At 45.7% G+C, this 19,972-nt stretch carries 24 protein-coding genes, 1 tRNA gene and 1 pseudogene; 13 read left to right on the top strand and 13 right to left on the bottom strand.

Annotation, left to right across the window (positions count from 1 at the left end; translation table 11 throughout):
• Positions 1–94: 94 nt before the first annotated feature.
• The 4 genes and pseudogenes from KDC22_RS24490 to tnpA all read right to left on the bottom strand — a co-directional run.
• Positions 95–3,217, bottom strand: coding sequence for a hybrid sensor histidine kinase/response regulator (locus KDC22_RS24490; RefSeq protein WP_211724178.1), 3,123 nt, complete (start codon positions 3,215–3,217; stop codon positions 95–97).
• Positions 3,218–4,031: 814 nt separating this feature from the next.
• Entirely contained in the window at positions 4,032–4,994 is a 963-nt protein-coding gene (locus KDC22_RS24495) for a zinc-binding dehydrogenase (protein WP_211720687.1), read from the bottom strand.
• A gap of 216 nt (positions 4,995–5,210) precedes the next feature.
• Positions 5,211–5,606 carry an FAD-dependent oxidoreductase gene (locus KDC22_RS34075; RefSeq protein ID WP_211724179.1) on the bottom strand — a complete coding sequence of 132 codons (396 nt, stop codon included), beginning with the start codon at positions 5,604–5,606 and terminating at the stop codon, positions 5,211–5,213.
• A 232-nt stretch (positions 5,607–5,838) separates the two neighbouring features.
• Positions 5,839–6,202 (bottom strand): annotated as a pseudogene (gene tnpA / locus KDC22_RS24505) (IS200/IS605 family transposase); the annotation flags it as partial.
• A gap of 1,017 nt (positions 6,203–7,219) precedes the next feature.
• Here tnpA and KDC22_RS24510 point away from each other — a divergent pair.
• The 4 genes from KDC22_RS24510 (at position 7,220) to KDC22_RS24525 (ending at position 10,029) form a co-directional block, all read left to right on the top strand.
• The gene (locus tag KDC22_RS24510; RefSeq protein ID WP_211720689.1) at positions 7,220–7,600 is read left to right on the top strand and encodes a sigma-70 family RNA polymerase sigma factor; all 381 of its coding nucleotides are present in this window, start codon (positions 7,220–7,222) and stop codon (positions 7,598–7,600) included.
• Positions 7,601–7,675: 75 nt separating this feature from the next.
• Positions 7,676–7,873, top strand: coding sequence for a helix-turn-helix domain-containing protein (locus KDC22_RS24515; RefSeq protein WP_211720690.1), 198 nt, complete (start codon positions 7,676–7,678; stop codon positions 7,871–7,873).
• Between the two features lie 601 nt (positions 7,874–8,474).
• Entirely contained in the window at positions 8,475–8,741 is a 267-nt protein-coding gene (locus tag KDC22_RS24520; RefSeq protein WP_246552960.1) for a MerR family transcriptional regulator, read from the top strand.
• A gap of 76 nt (positions 8,742–8,817) precedes the next feature.
• Positions 8,818–10,029: a tyrosine-type recombinase/integrase gene (locus KDC22_RS24525; protein ID WP_211720691.1), complete on the top strand. Its 1,212-nt coding sequence runs from the start codon at positions 8,818–8,820 to the stop codon at positions 10,027–10,029.
• Between the two features lie 169 nt (positions 10,030–10,198).
• Here the strand turns inward: KDC22_RS24525 and KDC22_RS24530 are convergent.
• The 3 genes from KDC22_RS24530 to KDC22_RS24540 all read right to left on the bottom strand — a co-directional run bounded on the left by KDC22_RS24530 (position 10,199) and on the right by KDC22_RS24540 (position 11,640).
• Positions 10,199–10,284 (bottom strand) — tRNA-Leu (locus KDC22_RS24530).
• Between the two features lie 144 nt (positions 10,285–10,428).
• Positions 10,429–10,878 (bottom strand): WGxxGxxG family protein, encoded by a 450-nt coding sequence (locus tag KDC22_RS33610; protein WP_246552963.1) that lies wholly within the window; start codon positions 10,876–10,878, stop codon positions 10,429–10,431.
• A gap of 75 nt (positions 10,879–10,953) precedes the next feature.
• Positions 10,954–11,640 carry a M15 family metallopeptidase gene (locus KDC22_RS24540; RefSeq protein ID WP_211720692.1) on the bottom strand — a complete coding sequence of 229 codons (687 nt, stop codon included), beginning with the start codon at positions 11,638–11,640 and terminating at the stop codon, positions 10,954–10,956.
• A 212-nt stretch (positions 11,641–11,852) separates the two neighbouring features.
• On the opposite strand from KDC22_RS24540, the gene KDC22_RS24545 reads away from it, so the two are divergent.
• Positions 11,853–12,020 (top strand): hypothetical protein, encoded by a 168-nt coding sequence (locus tag KDC22_RS24545; RefSeq protein ID WP_173128035.1) that lies wholly within the window; start codon positions 11,853–11,855, stop codon positions 12,018–12,020.
• 31 nt (positions 12,021–12,051) lie between these two features.
• Here KDC22_RS24545 and KDC22_RS24550 read toward each other — a convergent pair whose 3' ends face one another.
• Positions 12,052–12,387 (bottom strand): YolD-like family protein, encoded by a 336-nt coding sequence (locus KDC22_RS24550; protein ID WP_173128039.1) that lies wholly within the window; start codon positions 12,385–12,387, stop codon positions 12,052–12,054.
• Between the two features lie 300 nt (positions 12,388–12,687).
• Here KDC22_RS24550 and KDC22_RS24555 point away from each other — a divergent pair, with 300 nt between their 5' ends.
• Positions 12,688–13,122 (top strand): GNAT family N-acetyltransferase, encoded by a 435-nt coding sequence (locus KDC22_RS24555; protein WP_211720693.1) that lies wholly within the window; start codon positions 12,688–12,690, stop codon positions 13,120–13,122.
• A gap of 87 nt (positions 13,123–13,209) precedes the next feature.
• Here KDC22_RS24555 and KDC22_RS24560 read toward each other — a convergent pair whose 3' ends face one another.
• Entirely contained in the window at positions 13,210–13,812 is a 603-nt protein-coding gene (locus KDC22_RS24560) for a hypothetical protein (protein ID WP_173128045.1), read from the bottom strand.
• Between the two features lie 201 nt (positions 13,813–14,013).
• On the opposite strand from KDC22_RS24560, the gene KDC22_RS24565 reads away from it, so the two are divergent.
• On the top strand, positions 14,014–14,511 hold the full coding sequence (locus tag KDC22_RS24565; RefSeq protein ID WP_211720694.1) for a PH domain-containing protein: 498 nt from the start codon (positions 14,014–14,016) through the stop codon (positions 14,509–14,511).
• Here KDC22_RS24565 and KDC22_RS24570 read toward each other — a convergent pair whose 3' ends face one another.
• Positions 14,512–15,987, bottom strand: a complete 1,476-nt coding sequence (locus tag KDC22_RS24570; RefSeq protein ID WP_211720695.1) for a glycosyl hydrolase — start codon at positions 15,985–15,987, stop codon at positions 14,512–14,514. It abuts the gene before it with no gap.
• Positions 15,988–16,246: 259 nt separating this feature from the next.
• Between KDC22_RS24570 and KDC22_RS24575 the strand changes: the two genes are divergently transcribed.
• Together KDC22_RS24575 and KDC22_RS24580 are read left to right on the top strand one after the other, a co-directional pair.
• The gene (locus KDC22_RS24575; RefSeq protein ID WP_211720696.1) at positions 16,247–16,687 is read left to right on the top strand and encodes a NucA/NucB deoxyribonuclease domain-containing protein; all 441 of its coding nucleotides are present in this window, start codon (positions 16,247–16,249) and stop codon (positions 16,685–16,687) included.
• Between the two features lie 122 nt (positions 16,688–16,809).
• Positions 16,810–16,998 carry a hypothetical protein gene (locus tag KDC22_RS24580; RefSeq protein ID WP_211720697.1) on the top strand — a complete coding sequence of 63 codons (189 nt, stop codon included), beginning with the start codon at positions 16,810–16,812 and terminating at the stop codon, positions 16,996–16,998.
• Between the two features lie 48 nt (positions 16,999–17,046).
• Here KDC22_RS24580 and KDC22_RS34080 read toward each other — a convergent pair whose 3' ends face one another.
• Entirely contained in the window at positions 17,047–17,202 is a 156-nt protein-coding gene (locus KDC22_RS34080; RefSeq protein ID WP_379255664.1) for a YjcZ family sporulation protein, read from the bottom strand.
• A gap of 173 nt (positions 17,203–17,375) precedes the next feature.
• Between KDC22_RS34080 and KDC22_RS24585 the strand changes: the two genes are divergently transcribed.
• From KDC22_RS24585 to KDC22_RS24595, 3 genes are all read left to right on the top strand, one after another.
• A complete protein-coding gene (locus KDC22_RS24585; protein ID WP_173128061.1) occupies positions 17,376–17,552 on the top strand; it encodes a YjfB family protein in 177 nt (58 codons plus the stop codon).
• A gap of 144 nt (positions 17,553–17,696) precedes the next feature.
• Entirely contained in the window at positions 17,697–18,239 is a 543-nt protein-coding gene (locus KDC22_RS24590; RefSeq protein WP_211720698.1) for an ImmA/IrrE family metallo-endopeptidase, read from the top strand.
• A 72-nt stretch (positions 18,240–18,311) separates the two neighbouring features.
• On the top strand, positions 18,312–18,476 hold the full coding sequence (locus tag KDC22_RS24595) for a hypothetical protein (RefSeq protein WP_173128067.1): 165 nt from the start codon (positions 18,312–18,314) through the stop codon (positions 18,474–18,476).
• Positions 18,477–18,556: 80 nt separating this feature from the next.
• On the opposite strand, the gene KDC22_RS24600 is transcribed toward KDC22_RS24595, so the two are convergent.
• Together KDC22_RS24600 and KDC22_RS24605 are read right to left on the bottom strand one after the other, a co-directional pair.
• Positions 18,557–18,748 (bottom strand): hypothetical protein, encoded by a 192-nt coding sequence (locus tag KDC22_RS24600; RefSeq protein ID WP_173128070.1) that lies wholly within the window; start codon positions 18,746–18,748, stop codon positions 18,557–18,559.
• A gap of 34 nt (positions 18,749–18,782) precedes the next feature.
• On the bottom strand, positions 18,783–19,586 hold the full coding sequence (locus KDC22_RS24605) for an undecaprenyl-diphosphate phosphatase (protein ID WP_173128073.1): 804 nt from the start codon (positions 19,584–19,586) through the stop codon (positions 18,783–18,785).
• A 196-nt stretch (positions 19,587–19,782) separates the two neighbouring features.
• On the opposite strand from KDC22_RS24605, the gene KDC22_RS24610 reads away from it, so the two are divergent.
• Positions 19,783–19,971 carry a type II toxin-antitoxin system HicA family toxin gene (locus tag KDC22_RS24610; RefSeq protein ID WP_246553780.1) on the top strand — a complete coding sequence of 63 codons (189 nt, stop codon included), beginning with the start codon at positions 19,783–19,785 and terminating at the stop codon, positions 19,969–19,971.
• The last annotated feature ends 1 nt before the right edge of the window (position 19,972 follow it).

The raw sequence follows: 19,972 nt of genomic DNA on the forward strand, positions 1-19,972 counted from the left end.
ATGATGAGCAGCTGATCAGGTTGTAGGACTTTGTAAGGTGAGTCTTGCGCCGGAATGAATGATAACCCCAATACACTAATGAAGTAATTGGAGTCTATTCCCGGGCTTTCTCTCTGCTGACCGGAACGTGAAAAGTTACCGTTGTCCCTGTATCTAGCGAGCTTTTGATATCAAGGCCCGTCCCGAAATGCCGTTTTAAGCGCTGATCCGTATTGATTAATCCGACGCCGGAACTACTGTCTTTATTTCTTTCCAATAATCGTTGCAATTGAACCTCGTCCATTCCGCCCCCATCATCTTCAACTGTTATCTCTGCATGGGTCTCCACGACGGAAATTCGTATTACAATGCTGCCTCCACGTTTGCGCTTCATTATTCCATGTCTGATTGCATTCTCAACGAGAGGCTGGATCGAAAGAAACGGGACTTTGATGCCCACATAATCATCAATCTCCCAAATCACCTGCAGCCTATCTTCAAACCGGACCTGTTCAATATATAAATAAGAACGCACTAAACTTAGCTCTTCTTCAACCGGAACAAGACTGTCCACGTTTTGAAATTTAAATTTGTTCCTCAAATAATTAGTGAACTCTTCAAGCAAATCACGCATCTTCTCCAAATTAATATCACTTAATGCTGATATAGCATTCAACGCATTAAACAAAAAATGAGGCTGAATTTGTGCTTGCAGCCATACAGCTTCTAATCGGAGTTGTTCCCGAATGGATTGTTTAATCGTAGTTAGCGCCTTTATCCGCAATTTAAGTTCTATCGCCTCTACTGGCTTCGTCACATAATCGTTTGCTCCCGCCAGAAAACCGCTTTGAATATCCTGCGGCTGGCTTCTTGCAGTAAGAAGCAAAACCGGAAGCTCTGTGAAGGTAAACCGCTCACGAATCCTTCGTGTCAGTTCATATCCGGACATCATCGGCATCATGATATCGGAGATAACCAGATCCCACTCCTTAGTATCCAGAATAGCCAAAGCTTGTTTGGCACTCGTTACCATTGTTATATCATATTCGTCTGGTGGCAGTATGGCTTCAAGCACTTGAAGGTTAACGGGATCATCATCAATAATTAATAGAACCGGACGGTCGGAATCCATATTGAAGAACGTTGCCGGTGTCTCAGCACTCAGGATATTTGCCTTGTCCGTGTTCATCGGAACATGTTCTTGAGTTGCCACAGAATGTACGGGTAACAATTCAAAAGCGTTCGTCATAGCACTCTCCGCCTCCGCTTCCAAGCCTGCCAGCTTTAAAGAGAATATGAATTGTGAACCTTCTCCTTTAGTGGAGGTCACATCTAATGTACCCCCATGAAGCTCAACCAGCTGTTTGCTTATACTCAACCCTAACCCAAAGCCGCCTTCAATCATGGTCTCACTTGTGTTGGCTTGCTCGTATGGACGGAATAGGCATTTAAGCATGTACTCATCCATTCCGATTCCGGTATCAGCAATAACGATATAAGCCCGCCCGTCCTTTACATAAGCCGAAATCGAAATGACTCCATCATTTGTGTATTTCACAGCATTATGAAGTAAATTGAAGACGATTTGAATAATCCGGTTCTCATCCGCATGTACCAGAGGAAAATCTTCAGGAATTTGATTTGTAATTTTTACAGACTTCACCTCTGCATTTAATTGCAGCATATCAAGTACTCCCGTCACGATCGGCTGAATCAGTATGACTTTTTTGAAGATACGGGGATTGCCTTCCCGCAAGCTCATCACATCAATCAAATCGTTTAATATCAAGGTCAGCCGGCGCCCTACAGAAAAAATAGTATCAAGCTCTTTGATACTTCTTTCCTGCATCAAATGCTGTTCCCGTTTTAAAACAGATTGTGACAGGTTGAGTATGCTGTGAAGCGGATTTTTGAACTCATGTGAAGTATTCACCAGAAATTGATCTTTATGGTCATTCATTCTTTGCAAGGCTGTTGCAAGCTCATTTGTGTTCTCGTACATGTTAAAATAATTCCTAAACCATACTGAGGCCAAACACCCCATCGAAATAATCAAATCAAACGGATAGTAGACAACACTATACCCGCCCTCCCGCCAGAGGAGCATCCAAATAAAATGATGGATCAACGCAAGGATGGAGAAAAACAATAACAGATTCCCTCTCATATCCTTAGCCACTGTTCTACAGATCGCAATCGTCGAAATGACTCCAGCAATACCACCTAGCAGATAATACACGGGGAAGATCCTAGTTACCTGATACGTATCCAAGAACAACGTAATACCTGCGGTCCCCAAGATCATTGCCCTAAATACAGGATACATCCTGTGCCAAAAGGCGAGTTCGCGATGATTCGTACACTCCAATAATGCATAGGCTCCAATCAAAAAAGCCACATTGGATAGCCGGAAATCCCAAACGTTGCCGATATAAAATATTTGATGGAACAGCTTCTCATCACTGCTTAATCCGCTGCTTAGCGTGATAAAGAATGTTAGCAAAGAGAAATAAAGCAGCTTTTTCTGCTTGTTACCCAATAGAAATAATATAAACGCATAGGCAGAATGGATCAGAAAGATAACAGTTGTCAGAATCTGCATAGAAACCGAAACCTTCATCTCTTTGGTAATTGCTTCTTCTGACCCGAATTTAATAGACCGGACAATGCCACCGTTCCGGCTATCCACAAAATTGGACGCTTGAATCACCAGTTCGATTACACCATCTTTATCTGCCGTAAAGGTTGTAGAATACGGAAGATTCTTAGCGATAGAGTCTTCTTCCGAATCCGCCACCCGCCCGGATTTAGCCAGCAATCGGCCGTTTACGTATACTTCCGACGAAGTGCGTATACTTGGCACATGAATACTATAGTTTAGATCTTGTTCCGGATTCACATATAATCGCAAGCGGTACGAGCCGAATCCATATGGAGTAGACGTCCCGGCATGCAAAGCTTCATTCCATCCCCCCGGAACTTGAATAATCCTTGGCTCACTCCAGACCAAGCCTTGCTGCTTATTGCCATCCGAGAGCCATTGTGAGGAATAAAATTCCCATTCCCCGTCAAGCAAAACAATCTGCCCGTCTTCTGCATTCCAATCACGCAAATGGAGTTCCCCGTTTTTTATGGAATCCTGTTGTAGATCACCAAACATCTCCATCCACAATATGCGTGAGCCTGATAGAACAGCTATTAGTAATCCCAGCAATAAAAATATGTACTTCAATTTCATTTGGTATTTCAATGAAAGATTAGCCAAGAGTATTCCTCTCTTCTTTAACTATCGGTTTCCTGTAGTTCTTTGCTAAGAACGCAGAGCATTGCGAAGATAAGCCTCATCTTCAATATGGCTGACTCTAGTCGACCCGATCAAAGGGGCTGTGCCCCCTTCATTTTGTAGCAACCTGTGCACGTAAAATTCTTCGGTTAGCGATGTCTGCTCATTCCAATTGCGGTTAACCGACCTGAAGCCAAAGGCAGGACTCCTTTTTAAGAGATTCTCTTACTAATGCTAAGGCTAGTCCTTAACATTATATTTGAAAATTGGCCCCCCCAAAATTTGCGCTCAATAATTTGGGTTCAAAACGGCAAAAGCCCCTTAAAGGCACCTCATTATTCTGTAACACAAATAAACCCGCAGAAGCCCGTTTACACACCGTTCCGACCAGAGTGTAAGCTACACTACTCCTATGTTCTGCATGATGCAAATACAGGCTCCTGCGAGCTTTTCTTCAAAAAACTTGCCCCTATTTATGGTACGGTTCACCGCGGATGGTCTTAAACTAAACTGGCTCGTTTAATGCCCTCGACACTTTAGCACTTTATTTTCTACTGACGACAATATCGGGATACGGGAACTAACTTGGGGTAGTCTGCTCCAGGAACCAATGGACATGTTGGATTTTTCACTTTTGTCCAAACTCATTTCGCTCATCTTCTACAAATTCGACTGCACTTACTTCTGTTGGATTTCATAACATAAAAAATCGTCCACAAGTCATTCTTATGGACGATAATGCTTTTTGACAATTTTTCAGGGTTTATTTTCACTCGGAAATATTCAGAACGGCTCGGAATCGGGTCGATGCTGACATCATATTATCGTATGCTTCGCTAGCACGATCTAATGGATATGACTCAATCATAGGGCGAATATCCGTCAGCACACTGAAATTAATCGTCGCTTGGATTTCTTCCGCTCCACCTGTAAGCGTACCTTTGACTGTGTTAGGTCCTTTCAAGAAGTCCATCGCTGACAATTCTAGTGGATCAGTGGAAGTTGTCACAATGATGAGCTCGCTGTCTTGACCCAACCCGTTGATCAGAGAGGAAACGGCCTTCGCGTTAGGTGCAGTTGCCAGGATAACTTTGGCACCGCCTAATGCTTGCAATGCCTCAGCCGGATCTTCTTTGGCCGAATCAATGTAGTGATGAGCTCCAAGTTCACGTGCGAGAGCTTCTTTATCATTTCCTCGTGAAATAGCCACGGTGCGAAATCCGGCTTTGCTTGCAAATTGAACGGCGAGATGTCCTAGCCCACCAATTCCCTGAATCGCTACCAGATCACCAGGACGAGCTTTACTATTTTTGATGGCACTAAATGTTGTTTCGCCAGCACACATGAGTGGAGCAGCTTCCATCGCCGAAATTTCATTTGGAATACTGGACAAACTGTCTTCATATGCAACCATGTACTCCGCATATCCACCATCCATCGTTAATCCGGTAACATGGCTATGTCCCCCATGCCATCCAATGCCGACACGTTCTCCAATTTTCCACTTTGATGCGCCTGCTCCAAGCTCATCAACGATTCCTATTACTTCATGTCCAGGAATACGAGGATATGCTGACGCAGCACCGCCCATAGCCATTGAATCTCCGTTACAAACGCCACAAGCTTCAACACGGAGCAATACTTGCCCTTCTGCCGGCTGCGGAACCGGCACCTCAACTAACTGCATTTTTTCTCCTGCAGCTGGAATTTGCATGGCTTTCATTTTCTTCATTGAATAGACCTCCGTAGTTTTAAAATGTTGGTATTTCACTAGTTTACTTTAATTAAATCAATTATTCAATTAATTAATCGTATATCGAATTCATTGTAGATGAATCATATCTGATTGATGATTTCGAGAATGCAAGTTCAGCTGACTGAAGTGCACCTTCAAGATGATCACCAAATTCTGTACTTGTTTCTATTCCAGCAAAAGCAATTTTATTTTTCATTCCCCTGATATAGTATAGGTAGTCCATACTTTTATTGCTGACGGGCCGAAAAGCCTAATCAACTGTGCCTTCACTTGTTCTAAAACCTCTTTTCCCTCTACCTGTTGGCGGACGTCCGGAGGCATGCTAAAGAAACCAAATAATGCCCCCGGACCTGTGTTGGGAGATGCGTCATGAATTTCCTGCAACGGCCCTACCCAACTCAATACGTAACCCGAAAGCCCATCCTTTCTCCAAAAAGGCTCATCATAGACAGCTATAGCCTTGGCTTGTCCAGCCATCCAGGTTGGTTTGTTGATAAGGCTTAAGTTCGTTTCAGGAGAGAATGAAGGAATAAAAGTGATGTGCTCTGCAATAATTCGAGGCGGTAGTGCTAGAATAATAGCATTTATGGTAGAATATAGGGTTCGGGCGGCTGGTTCTCATACCGCTCAAATAACATAGCCCCCTCGGTGTGCTGAACGAAGGTTTTGAGGTGTAGCTTTTGAACGAGACTAGTGATGGTATGCTCATATCGTGGCCAGCACCAATAATAATCACGGGATTCTTCATTCTTTACTCCATCAATGAAACTCCCCGCAGCAAGCTGCGGGGTATCTTAGCTGGAGAATTCGCTTCGCTCACCTAGTAAAACGTCAATTGCTCTCCTTCTGTTTTTTCGTGTGACTTTACGTATTCGTCCACAATCCCTTGCTTCTTCACATAATTTCTTATGGTTGCTTCACTTCCAAATTTACTTACTGTGTTTACAAAATATCCGTCTGACCAAAATTCTCCACCCCATAATTTTCTTCACTTCGGGATGTCTTGTGAAAATTTCTCTTGCCGTTATACTTTTTATCGTTTGTATGATTTTCGTTGGACTATACTTCGGCACGGACTGCACCAGAAAGTGAACATGATTTTTATCCGTTCCAATCTCTAAAAATATGATCTCATATCTCTTGGATATTTCCAGACAGATTTCTTTCAAACTTTCGTCTACCTCTGCACCATGTCCATTTTCTATCTGCAACATGCATATATCACTCAACGTTTATCTATCCTTATCACTTCCAGCATCCTATCAATCAAAAAGATGCTATAACATATATAAGCCTAGCTCTACTTAACAGTTGTACGAAAATATGGTGTTCGGTATTTATTGGATTTATGTTTACCATAGCTTTTATGTGCTGTCCATCATCGTGCTGTTCTTCTGCTTTCTTGGCGGAGGGGTGGTCGTGTTAGTCAATCACGCTATAATTAAGCAATATTATTGCTTGCACAAAAGTGGGGTGTGCTGGACCGCTCAAAACGTAAGTTTTCCTAGAAATTTCATTGAATACAATACTTGAGCAACGCGTTTCTAAATGTATGGGGAATTGCAAATGTCGTATATTGCACATTCGAAAGTCGTCAAAACGTTAGAACAGGCTCCTGGTTTCTGTTAGAATTAATCTAAATATTCGTATGATAATATTATAAAACGACAGGAATAAAAAAATCCATCAGGCTGCCAACACGTTCATGGCAGTCCTTTTTAGATTAACAAGGAGGGCTTATGATAGGATTGCGTTTTCCCAAGATCTCTTGGATTCCATTCGGCTTAAGCTGATTGTCGAACTAAGTCTTACGGTTCCCCTATTGACGCAGCTTATATACAACAATTATTATACTCTGCACATATTGAGGTTTCTTGAGTGCATCATTTCTCTTGAATCAGCAAGATGTTGTAAACCGAGCCACCCCCGTAAAAAATACCATTAGGAAAATCTGAGTAAAGTTGAAGAAAATAGATAGGTTAATTATCTAACAGTTGAGCCATAAACTATACAAACGAGGTGAGAGGCTTCAACGGTACATAACATACACAACAGTAATGGCATCGAAAATCGTATTCCAAACATTCTTTAGAATTAGCTTTCTTCGGTTTGATTTATAATTGCATACTCCGACAAATGTTTTAAAAAAAGTAGCATAATCTATTTTTTAAAACTATTTACTTAAAAAGGAGCTGATATATATGAAATCCAAAAAAATTCTATCTCAGGAAGTTGAATGTGGTTTCAGTAGTTATATCAAGGCGTGTCTTTCCCGCTCTGCTTTTCGCTTTTTCAGTAAACAGGCCAAAGATAATACCAGCACACAACCTCTACATGAGAACTTTGAATCTTCATTAATCAATAATGATTATGCATTCTCAATTGATATTGTTGTACGACAGCTTTGGTTACTTCAAGCTCTTGAAACCCTCAGTATTACTGAAAGACAACTGATATACTTAAAATACTTTCAAGAAAAAACTGATCAGCAAATTGCCTTTTTATTAGGTGTAAGTAGACAAGCTGTAACAAAATCCAAAACCAATGTACTGGATAAACTTAAAAGAAATATGGATCTTTGAATGTAGATAGAAACAGCGAAGCAGCGCTCCTCTTTTCTTTTATATGCATATTATATAAAAAGGGAGGCATAACTGATGTTTGAAACTAAAGAGTTAATTGAAATGGCTCAATATGGCAATACAATTGCCGAAGTTGAATTATTAAGAAGATATGAACCCCTAATTAATAAATATTCTCGACGATTTGGATTGTTGGATGAGGATTGCAAACAACATCTGGCTATTGAATTTCTCTTAGCTACAAGAAAATTTGACATTAACCGTTATCTATAGACATTTTCATATTGAAGCTATTTTAGTGATACCAAGCCTTGTTCTTTATTTCACTTATGCATTGTTTATATTAATTCAAATAAAATATATTTTTGGTTGCAATTATCCACTTATAAAGCAATTTATATTAATAAGCACAAGGTAAATTCACGCCACCTTGAGTTTTTCTTTTTCAATTCGCTCATTGAAAATAGCACATTTATAATCCAAGCACTTTCTTCTTGCACTGTTTAACAGAAAGCGACGTAAGCAAAGGCGCGAAGACTGTCTCGCTTTTTTCTCCGTATGAGACACGAGCGATTTACTTTTGGCTTTGAATCAACCTGTAGTGGGTTGAATCGCCATAATCTGTAAGAATAAATAATGATACTTCTGCCCGGCCAACGTCACTGTATTGGGGGCAGCTCGCTCGGATGAGGGGGAGTTCCCATAAAGTTGGGACTATGTGCAGTTTAACTAACTGCGGCTTGAGATTATTATTTGGAGCTTGTCTATTATGTTTTTCAATCTTGTAGTAACACTTCCTCAAAATCAGCAATATAACTTTCAGAAGCAATTTTAGCACTCTTAGCAAAAATCTCGAAAATATGAGGTGATAGAATTGAATCCGAATCCACAAATGTATCTTAGCCTTCAAGAAGCTTATCCCCTTCTTTTTCAAAGCTATCCCGATGTCGTAGACATTACTCAAATGTGTGAGATGCTCGGCGGCATTAGCTTTAAAACAGGCTATAAGCTCCTAAAGGAAAATAAAATAGAACACTTCAAAATTGGCCGCTCTTATAAAATCCCTAAAATCAATATCATGATCTACCTACATCTCTCGAATATACAACCGCCCCTAAACTTCAACGCTTTACCGCATTGAATTAACCTTTTACACATGCTACAATTAATGCGTCAATGGTAGGATCAATGCGGGCTGCTATGAAGGAGGAATATTCATGGTAGCAGGCCACCTACAAGAAAAAAAAGGGCTTTTTTATATGGTCTTGAATTGCAAGGATGAAGAAGGTAAGAGAAAACCAAAGTGGATTCCTACTGGTCTTATGGTAAAAGGAAACAAAAAAAGAGCAGAAGCATTGCTATTAGAGACGAGGAGGGAATTCACTCTTCTCTTAAATGCCCCTGAAAAAGAACAAGCTGCTGAAGAAATTATCGAAGAGAAACCCACTGAAGAGCCAGTTGAAATAGGCCCACTTTTTTCTGAGTTCATGCTTCAGTGGCTAGCAATGATGAAACATCAGGTTGAATTTATCACCTATGCTTCGTACCACAATGTCATTACTAATCATATTGTTCCTTACTTCGAAGAAAAGGGGTTATTTCTCAAAGAATTATTACCAAGTCACATACAAGATTACTATCAATATGAGCTTGAAGAAAATGGAGTAACAACCAACACGGTTCTCCATTATCACGCTAATATTCGCAAAGCTCTAAAACATGCTCTCAAAAATGATTTAATTAACACTAATCCAGCAGATAAGATTGAAAGACCAAAGAAAAATGATTTTGTAGGCAGTTTTTACAACAAGCAGGAGACTAATATTCTGTTTGAAAAAGTTAAGGGCGAACTGATAGAGCTAGCAGTCATTCTTGCCGCTTTTTATGGATTGCGGCGAAGTGAAGTAGTTGGGTTGAAATGGACAGCTATAAATTTTGAAAACAAAACGATTAGTATTAGGCACACTGTAACTCCGGTTTATTTTGAAGGTCAGGAACACATCATTGAAAAGGACCGGGCTAAAAACAAACCAAGTCGCCGCACCTTACCTCTTGTGCCTGCCTTTGAGGAATTACTGCTGCGTATTCGTGAGCTTCAAGCTCTCAATAAAACCATATGTGGTAAATCCTACTGCACTGATTACGAGGAGTATATCTATCTGGATAAGTTGGGACAACGTATTAAACCCGGCTTTATTACACAAAACTTTACTAGAACTCTTAAAAAAAATGGTTTACGTCATATTCGCTATCACGACCTGCGTCATAGTTGTGCAAGCCTCTTACTCGCCAATGGAGTCAGTATGAAAGAAATTCAGGAATGGCTGGGACACAGCAACTATTCTACAACGGCGAATATTTATTCTCATCTAGAGTACAGCTCCAAAATATCTTCGGCATCAACGATGAGCAATGTTCTGATCTTTTAATAAAAAAAGATCGCACTGCCCTCAATGTTTCATGAGAGTCATGCGATCTTCTCCTAGTTCTCTCCTTCGGAAAAAGGAGAGAACTACAGGAGAGAACTCGATAAAAAGTTCTCTCCTAAGTCGTTTCAAAAACCAAGGTTTTTCGGAAAAAACCCTTATAAATCAAGGATGCCGAGGACGGGGGTCGAACCCGTACGGTAGTCACCTACCGCAGGATTTTAAGTCCTGTGCGTCTGCCTGTTCCGCCACCCCGGCATGTTATTGCGCGTTCTTACGCGACAAGAAATATAATAGCACGTATTAGGTGGATACGCAATAAATTTTTCCTGTTTTCCCTATCCTCAAAAAAATAGCCCGGTCAGCCAAAGCTGATACGGGCTTTTTGTCCACGGCCAAATCCTAGTGGCGGTCGCGCTCACCGGTTCTGCTGCGCATTCCGGCAAGACCGAGAAGGCCAAGCAGACCGAGCCAGCCCCAGTTGGAGCGGTTATCGTTATTGTCTGTGGCGGTCGTACTCTGCGCCCGATATCTGCCGGTAGTCGTGTTGTTCGACAGCGGAGAGACGGAGCTGTTGTCTCCGGTACGGACTTTGTCCTTCATGATGGTTTCGGTCTTGTGCATGGAATCTCTGGTCTCATTCATCAGGGTGTTGCCCCGATTGTCCATCGTCCGGTCATCCATATTCCCCATGTTGCCCATGTTACCCATTCTGCCATCTGTCGTTGTGCTGTTCATTCCCGGTGGTGTAGTTGTGCTCATACCGCCTGCTGCTGCGGAGATGTCACCGGCTCCGAGCAGACTCATGGACAGGACTGTACCGCAGGCAAGGCTTGTGATCAGCTTGTTCAAAATGTTGTGCCCCCTTCAAGGATGTGGTTTATCGCTGATAATTTCCCCATCCGGGACAGCATCTATACAGAGAAGTTATTCCTTCACAATGTTCACAGTCTTGGTGCGCGCATCATAGGTTACCTGGGCACCCAGCGCTTCAGCGATGGCACGGACCGGAGCATAGGTTGTGGCATTGTCCATCAGCCCGTTCGTAAGCTTCCGCCCGTTCAGCGTGATGTTAATGGGGATATCCTTATTCACCTCTGGTTCACCTCCGTTAATGCGGCTTAACGCGGCCTTAACCTGCTGCGCCGCCGGCCGTTTCCCGGCTTTAAGCTCTGAAGTAGTCAGGCCGAAGCTCATCTGCAGATGGGCATAATCTTTGAAGGTGGTCCAGTCCCCACCCCATTCGAAGCCAAGCTTCTTGCCCTCCTGTGCAACCTCCTGCCAGTCTGCCACCTTATCACCGTCTCCGTCCCAGTTAATATCCCAGGATACACTTTTACCATCCGGCAGCAGCAGTGCGAAGTCAATCGCTAGTCCATAATTATGGTAGCTGCTCCCGCCCCGGGCATTAGTCACAATGTCGCCCTTCTTCGTTCTTCCCTGAGCATACAACTCATTCTGCTGCGCTATCGTACGCATTCCCTGCGTAATGAGGATCGGCACTCCCCGGTTATAACAACGTCTAATCAGCTCTGTGGTCCCTGCCAGCACAGCCGGATGCAGATTGCCGAGCTTCCCGGCCGATTTACTCTTCACTTGTTCCAAAGTCAGCATATACTCACCCCCCTATATAGTTAATGCCCCCTTTTCCCGTGTTGCTTGTACGAATAACCTATACAGCCCGTAAAATTCGGATGTACTATCCGTATAATCAGAAATAGACCCCCGGTATTCCAGGGATCTTGTTCAGCCGGATGGATTCCGCCATAACAGGCCAGAATAAGTAAGCGGACCTGTAATTCTTAATACATGAAAGGTGGTTGAACATGGATATTCACAGCGACAGCTACAAAATAGCCGCACTTAGTGACCAGGAGGATGTCGTGGAGGTGATCCGTCAGGCTGAATCGGAGATTGCCCGGATGACCGGGAACCCGGAAGTGACGCTGATTGCCTATGAGAAGACGGACCGGGCCGGGAACGGGAGTAACTAAGGACTCCTTTTACAGGCAGAGCCTTCCTTCGTCAGACAATATAAGCCTCGACAATGTCATCTATAAGCAGCCACTTCCATTCCTCCGCCCACTGCAGCTTAATCTCACGCGAGTGGGTGTGAATGGAGGTTACGAACCCGCTCAGCAGCTTCTGCTCCAAGGGGTCAAACAGCACTACTGTCACCCGCACATGACTCCGCAGCGATAAGGCCAGCGTATGCTCAATCTCCTCCACCTTCTGCTCATCCAGAACCGGTCTCAGGCTGCGCCAGGCCTCCCGTTCGTCTCTCCTAATCCCGCTCTTATGCTCCGTCAGCAGGATTCTACTGCTCTCCCGCAGACTGCCCGCTTCAAGCTTCTTGCCCATTACCTATTCCCCCACTCTGTGTGTGTATAACCCGGACTCATCATCTTGCCGCCTATGTACCGAACGTATGTTTGTATTATATCCGCGATTCCTCTTGTTAGGCAAGCAGAAATTAATGTCAGTAAAAGGACGCAGAAGGAGGGCCAAACATTCTCTGGAGTCACTGTAATCCCATAAGAGAAGTAATACAAGTACACTCTATATAGCACCACACCTGCATTGAAACAGCCATACCGTGGTTCTAGTAATTTGTCTAATCTGATGCCATCATTAAGGTGAAGAGTAAGAAAAGGAGTGGAGATGAAATTTATGATTAGAGCTGCAAATGTGGGGGATCGTGAGGATATTTCCAGACTATTAACGCAATTAGGTTACCCGGGTACGGAGACTTTTATGAAAGAGAACATAGAGAGATTTCTTGCTGACCCCAACGAGGAATTAATGGTCTATGAAGCGGAAGGAGGTGTTATCGCCTGTCTGTCCCTGCATTATATCCCGCAATTGGGCATGAGAGGAGATATCGCCTCCATTAGTTATTTGGTTGTGGACTCCTCCGTTAGAAGTAAGGGCATTGGACAGGCATTAGAGGAATACGCCTCAGCTTGTGCCCACCAAAGAGGATGTGCCAGTATCCAGGTTCATTGTCATTCCAGAAGAATACAGGCTCATAAATTTTATGAGAGACAAGGCTTCAAGGAGGCCCCTAAGTACTTCTCAAAAAGGTTAGACATATGATTCAACCGGCAGCAAAAAGACGCCCACAGTTATACTGTAAAGCGTCTTATCAGAAACACCTTGCGCGATCACAACTCTCTTATCCGCTTACTTCCCTGAAGTGGTCTCTGTGCCGCCAGTACTTGGAGCTTTTCCGATATCTGCCCCTGCTTCTGACACGGTCCCTGTTACGGCCTTCTCCGGCTCAATCAGTCCCGCTGCGAGTCTGGCTTCGTTCAGCTTGGAAATGCCGTACAGCATCGCTACGTCCGCCTGCTGATTCATCGCGTTGAACTCCTCGGCGGTTACATCGGGAGATACTGCGCTTTGGGAAGCCTTTTCCTTGAGCTGATAGGCGCTTTGGAACGCGATAACCGAATCTCTGAGCAACGTCTGCACGGTATCCGGCAGGCTTTTCGAGATTTTGACATCGTTCACCTGATCTGCAATCTCGGAAGCCGTATCCTGGAAACGGTTAACCGCCTTCTGCAATTCTTTGTCCGTCGCTTGTCCGGTGGAATAAGAGGTTAGCGTGGTGTTGAAATTCTCCAGCGAGGATTTTCCCATTTCGTCATATTTTGACATTTCATTGTAAAAGCTCTGCACTGTCTCCTGCACCACTTCCTCTGAAGCAGGTTCAGCACTGTTATTGCCGCAGGCACTAAGTAGAACAACCACCATAATTAGTCCTGCAAATAAAGCTTGTCTCATAGTTAATATCCCTCCACTTAACAGAATAATATCGAATTTTGTTAAGTGCAAATGAAATTAATGTAAAAACCGCGGTTATGAAACATATTTCAGCGGTTAAGCGTATTCATATGGAGAAATAGAAAACAAGAACCCCGTAATGACTGGGAATTCTTGTTATACTATAATGAAATTATACGTTAGATGAGAGGGAGTTATCTTATGCATTATTGCACAGCCTGTGGTGCGGAGTACAAGCAAGATGCCAAATTCTGCGGAGAATGCGGAGCAAGCACAGAGAATCCCAATACACCGGCAGCAGCACAGCGTCCGGCGGCTGGCCGCCGCTCCGGCTCCGGTCCGGAACAAGAATTATGGCAGGGCAAGCCTGCCGGCATATCCGACCGTCTCAAGGGGCTGGTCGGACTGAATTCAACCAAGTACACGATTACGTCCCAGCGGATTATGGTGAAGAGCGGACTGATCGGCAAGGATGTCGAAGAAATCGAGCTGCTGCGGGTGAACGACTTCTCCGTCAGCCAGTCAATCATGCAGCGTATGCTGGGCATCGGGACGCTTACGATTTTGTCAGACGACGCTTCTTCTCCACAGCTCCCCTTCTATAGAATCCGTAAGGTTCAGGATGTGAAGGATATCCTGCGCCAGGCCGTCCGCGACGAGAAGATTGCCAACAACATCAGCTACCGCGAGCAGATCTGATTAGGGAAGGTAGAGGGCTCCTGCCGGAATTACGCTTTTGGCCTGGCTGGGGCTCTCCCACATGAGTACCGCACGCGCATCCCCCTGGTTCTCGTAGTACTCCACCTTCAGCTCATGCAGCTTCCCCGCAATCAGCTTCACTGTGCCCTTCCGTTCCTGCCCGCTCTGCTTGATCCAGCTGTCGATAATCAGCTTCCCGTCAATCCATACCCGGATTCCGTCATCTGAATAAGAATAGATATTGTAAGTCTCGGTGTAGGCCGCACTCAGTCTGCCGCTCCAGCGCACGGAGAACAGATCTGCATGAACCGCCGGACCCGGCGCGGACTGCCTCCAGGCGAAGTTAATGTTGGCATCCGTCCGGGTGAGGGCAGGCGTGCCGCTAAGCGTAATATTATTATAGTATTGCCCGTACAACCCCTGCTTCGGAAGCTCGCCGCCTGTTGAAGCAAATTCCGCCGCCTTCGCCGCATACTCATCCCTGGTGAACACAGCACCATTCTTCATAAAAGCCTGAATCGTAGCATCGTTGTTCCGCTCATACAGCAGCTTGCCCCAGGTCATCTGGTAACTCCATTTATTCTGCGTTCCTGACAGCACCGAAGGCGGCGGAAGCTCTCCGTTCTCACCTACGGCGATCAGCTTGCCGCGCCCCAGATCCCACAGGCTGTCATGATGGCTTGCCTTGAAATCCCCCTCGTAGATATCTGATGCCAGCACATCCACTCTTCCGCTGCCCGGATAATACTTCGCCAGTTCATCGCTCCACTCGTTCTTGGCATTCGGGCTCCATACCCAGAGCAGATTATGCAGCTTATGATACACGGTGTAGCGCTCAAACATAATCTCCCAGAGGGTAACGAAGGAAGACTTCTGCCCCCACCAGAACCAGCCGCCGTTCATCTCATGGTAGGGCCTCCAGAGTACAGGCACGCCGGCGTCATTCAGTTTTTTCAGGAAAACAGCCACCTTATCCAGCTCGGCAATCATCGCCGTATATTCGGGCGTTCCCGGTGTGATATATTTGCTGAAATTAGCTTCACTGAGGCTCATGGAGACATTCGTCCAGGCCGGGGCCGTACCCGGCAGATGGGCATGATAAGTCATGGCCACAATGCCCCCGGCTTTGTGCCAGCGGATGGCGCTGTCCGTAACCCCCTGCCGCTGCCTGCTGATTAACTGCTCCGTCTGATTGCCGATCGGCCCCATCTCATAGCCGTGAAGTCCGGCATAGCTGCCAGCCGTATTCTTCAGCTTGTTATTGAGATCATCCGGACTCTCCAGATAGTCATGCTGTCCGCTGATCATCCCCTGCCCCTGCAGCCAGTACAAGGTTTCCAGCAGCTGCCTGGCCGGAGGGCCCAGCTCATCATCCGCAGGAGCCATCAGCACTTTGCGAAAAGCCGCCTGCCACTGCACATCGCCAATGAGCCGTGAGGCCGAATCCAGCAGATCCCTGAGTATGCGCTGTTCCACAGTTTCCACCATCCTTTTCCTAAATATAAGAATTTATATGCTTCACGCCATACATTATCCTTCTATTTCCCGCTGAAACGGTACGTCCTGTACAAGGACAACAAAGCCGTTTCTGCTTGGTGTTTGTACATATTATGACGAATTATGGGATCTCAGCACGGCGAATCCCTAAGAAATTGGACTGTCGCAATCCTGTACTCTTACGCTATACTATTGTGAGCATAGGCTATATACCCACAACATGTGCAAAGGAGCAGATATGAAAGCAAAAAAAACGTTCACCAGTCTCTTGATTCTCATCTTGCTCAGTCTGGCCGCTTACTGGTTCGGAGAGAACGGGCAGCTGCTGCCGCAGACCCCTTCTACAGATCATTCAGATGTAGTGAAGCTGGAATTCCCGTCAGAACGCTACCCGGAGACCGCCAGACATATTCAGGAGGCCATCCGGAAGGGAGAGTCCGCCATCTGCACCATCGACCGGAATGAAGCGGAGGAGAACCGTAAGGCATCCCTGAAGGGTGTCCCCACCAAAAAAGGCTATGACCGGGATGAATGGCCCATGGCCATGTGCGCAGAAGGCGGTGCCGGTGCACATATTGAATACATAACCCCCGGCGATAACCGCGGGGCAGGAAGCTGGGTCGGCAATCAGCTGGAGGACTTCGCCGACGGTACCCGGGTGGAGTTCATGTTCAAGTAAACACGAAGCTGCCGGATTGGACTTGCACAGAGCTGAACCCCTGGCCCTGCTTAGTTATTCAATTTCACCGCGATAAAGCGTAAAATGAAATGGGATAATCTGACTTAGATGGAGAGCCTGAAGTGTTCTATATCTGTTATCGGGGGAAACGGCTGTACGGCCCTATGTCCGAGGCTGAAGCTTTGCAGGAATGGTTCGCGCTTGCAGGAACAATCAGGGAATTATATATCATTGAAACCGACGAAGCCACAGGCCGAATCAAACGTCAGATCGGACCGGCGGTCCGTAGTTATAAAAAGAAAAAGAAATAGCCCTGTCCGGCATCAGCCGGACAGGGCCACACTTGCTACAGGCTGGTTTTAGAATAAGCAGGCTTTAGTGATAATAACCAGCAGAATGAACAGTACCAGAATTGCGCCCGTCGAAGTCCAAGGGCTTGCTACCGGAAGGATTGGTGGTCCCTGATTCACTCCACCTACGTTATTTCCACAACCGCAACCATACTCTGCTCCCATAATTAATTCCTCCTCTTGAATATTGAATACAGCACAGAATATGTGGAAATCCGCCCCGTTGCATGGGCCAATCGGCAAAGAAATGTCATTCACCTAACGGACAGGCGGCCAGCAGTCGATAATAAGTAGAGGAAGCATCGTCGCTTCCAGACTACCCAGAAGGAGGTAACTACATGGATATTGCAGCGTTATCCGTTGTCATGAGCCAGTCTTCCTTACAGCAGGCCGCAGGGCTGCAGGTAATGAGCCTCGCTAAGGAGCAGGCGCAGACGGATGCCCAGAACATGGTCCAGATGCTGAGTCAGGCCACACACCCCACCTTGGGAAAAACACTTGATATTCGGGCGTAATTCCTTTATGCTTACATACATAGGAACACTCGTTCCATATTTCAGCCGCTTGAGTTGTAAGTGCGCGCTGAACTGCTAAGCCCTTGCGGGCTTTTCTTTTGGCCAATAACACGAACATACGATCTTATATTGGGGTGATTGAATATGCAAGGCTATTATCAGATGACCGCTTTGGAGAAATGGACAGAGGATCTATACCAGCGTATTGGCGTCCGTAAGCCATCCGACATATCCATTGACTACATAGCCGAACGGCTGAATATCTGGGTGCATTACCTGGACGTCAGAAGCAAGGGGATTGAAGCGACGGCCGGAATGTACAGTATGTTCATCGACAACAGGCTGCCTCCCGAGCTGCAGCGGCTGGAATTCCTCCATGTGCTCTGCCACCTGCTCCGGCATGCCGGTAAGTCTACCCTGATGCCCGGACAATTCACACAGGCGCAGAAGGACGAATCAGACCGGTTTATTCTGTATGCCTCCATGCCCTATTCGATGATCGCTGCGAATGTCCTGCCCGAACTCCGTGAGGATGCTGTGGCCGAACTCGCTGTAGCCTTCCAGGTTCCCGTCCCTCTGGCGCTGCAGCGGATTGATCAGATCCAGAGACGGATTTTTCAGGGGCAATTAATGGCTGTAATGGAGCGGAACGAAGACAGAAATATAATCCACAGACATATTCGCTAAGCGCTGCGGGGATAATACGGTACAGAGATAAGGGCATGGTGAGACTCTACTGTAAAGGGGATCAAGATCAACGTGGACGCCATACAAGTCATTCAATTACTGCTGACTCATCCTGATTACAGCGTGGATGCGGTTCATCCCGAAATCCCGGATTTCGTGGGTATCGAGACGATTGAAGTGGACCACGAGACCCAGACCTTCTCCATTCTGCTGCAGGAGCCCAAGGAATACGGCTGAACCTCCGAAGCAGCTTACACGTAAGAGACCCCGCCAACTTCCGGCAGGGCCACCTTGTATATGAAGATCATTCAAGCCAACTAGCCTGTGCTTACAAACTGGACAACCCCGATAACCACCAGGAACAGCAGGATACCGAGTACGATCGCAAGGACGGTCCTGCCTAAGTTGTTGGCGGGTTGCCGGGGCGCATTCTCCATATTGGTTAGACGGGCCTCCAATACAGCAATCCGCTTCTCCAGTTCCCGGTTCTTGTTCTCTGCTTCGGTCATTGCCACTCTCCTCAATGATTTATTTTAAGAATAGTTACAGGATGACAATTACATAGAATAGGCCTGCTAATACAAACCGGTATAGAGCAAACCATTCCAGGCGCAGCCGCTTAATTAGCTTGATGAATGTTACTACCGCTATCATTGCCACGATGAAGGAAGTAATAAATCCGATTAGCATCAGCACAAGCGCATCCGAACTCAGCAAATCACGGCTGTCGTACAGATCCAGGAGGCTTGCCCCGAACATGACCGGCACGGAGATCAGGAAGGTGAAGTCTGCCGCGGCCTTCTGGCTGGTTCCCAGCAGCAAGCCCCCTGATATCGTCGAGCCCGATCTTGAGAAGCCGGGCCACAGCGCCAGACACTGGAACAGTCCGATCCCGAAGGCTTGTTTATAATTCAGACCGTCCACGGTCTCTGCCGTTTCGGTTCTCTTGCTGCGTGCGGCGAAGATCATCAGCAAGCCACCGGCAATAAGCCCTATTAAGACGGGCTTCGGACCGAACAGCTGGCTTTTAATCGTGTCCTTGAATAGCAGATAGATGATTAACGCCGGCACCATAGCGAGGATCATATGAATGGCGTTCAATCCCTTACTCTTGGCGAAATCCATCTTAAGCATATTCACACCAATGTTCAGGTACTTCTTCCAATACAGCAGCAGTACTGCCATCACTGCCCCCAATTGTATCACAATCTTAAAGGTTACTGCCGTGTCTCCGTCAAAGTCCAGCAAATCCCCTGCCAATACAAGATGTCCGGTGGACGATACCGGTAGAAATTCCGTCAGTCCCTCTATAATGCCCAATATGATTGCCTTTATTGCGTCCGTCACTGTCCAATAGTCCCCTTTCGGAAATAGATCAATATATTTCCAGTATAAGAGGCGGGGAGGAAATTCCCCATCGTTATATCTTACAATATCGGATTTGGTGTGACATAAATGTCATGTGCGATTGTGATAGTAATGCGCGTTACAATATAATCTGAAAGGCGGAGAACGCTTGGGCACACAAGTTACAGTACGGGAAATGCTTAGAGCCTTGCAGGATGCCGGATTCATACCTTCACTTAATTATAGCAATCGCGGAAGCCACCAGCACTATATATACCGTACTGACCCGGCTCGATACGCTGATGTAAGCGTCCATGCAATGGGGCAGGTAATACCAAAAGGCACACTCAAAAGCATTGAACGAACTTCCGGAGTTATATTTTAAT

It is taken from the genome of Paenibacillus tritici, assembly GCF_018207515.1.
In the GTDB taxonomy this organism is placed as follows: domain Bacteria; phylum Bacillota; class Bacilli; order Paenibacillales; family Paenibacillaceae; genus Paenibacillus_AQ; species Paenibacillus_AQ tritici.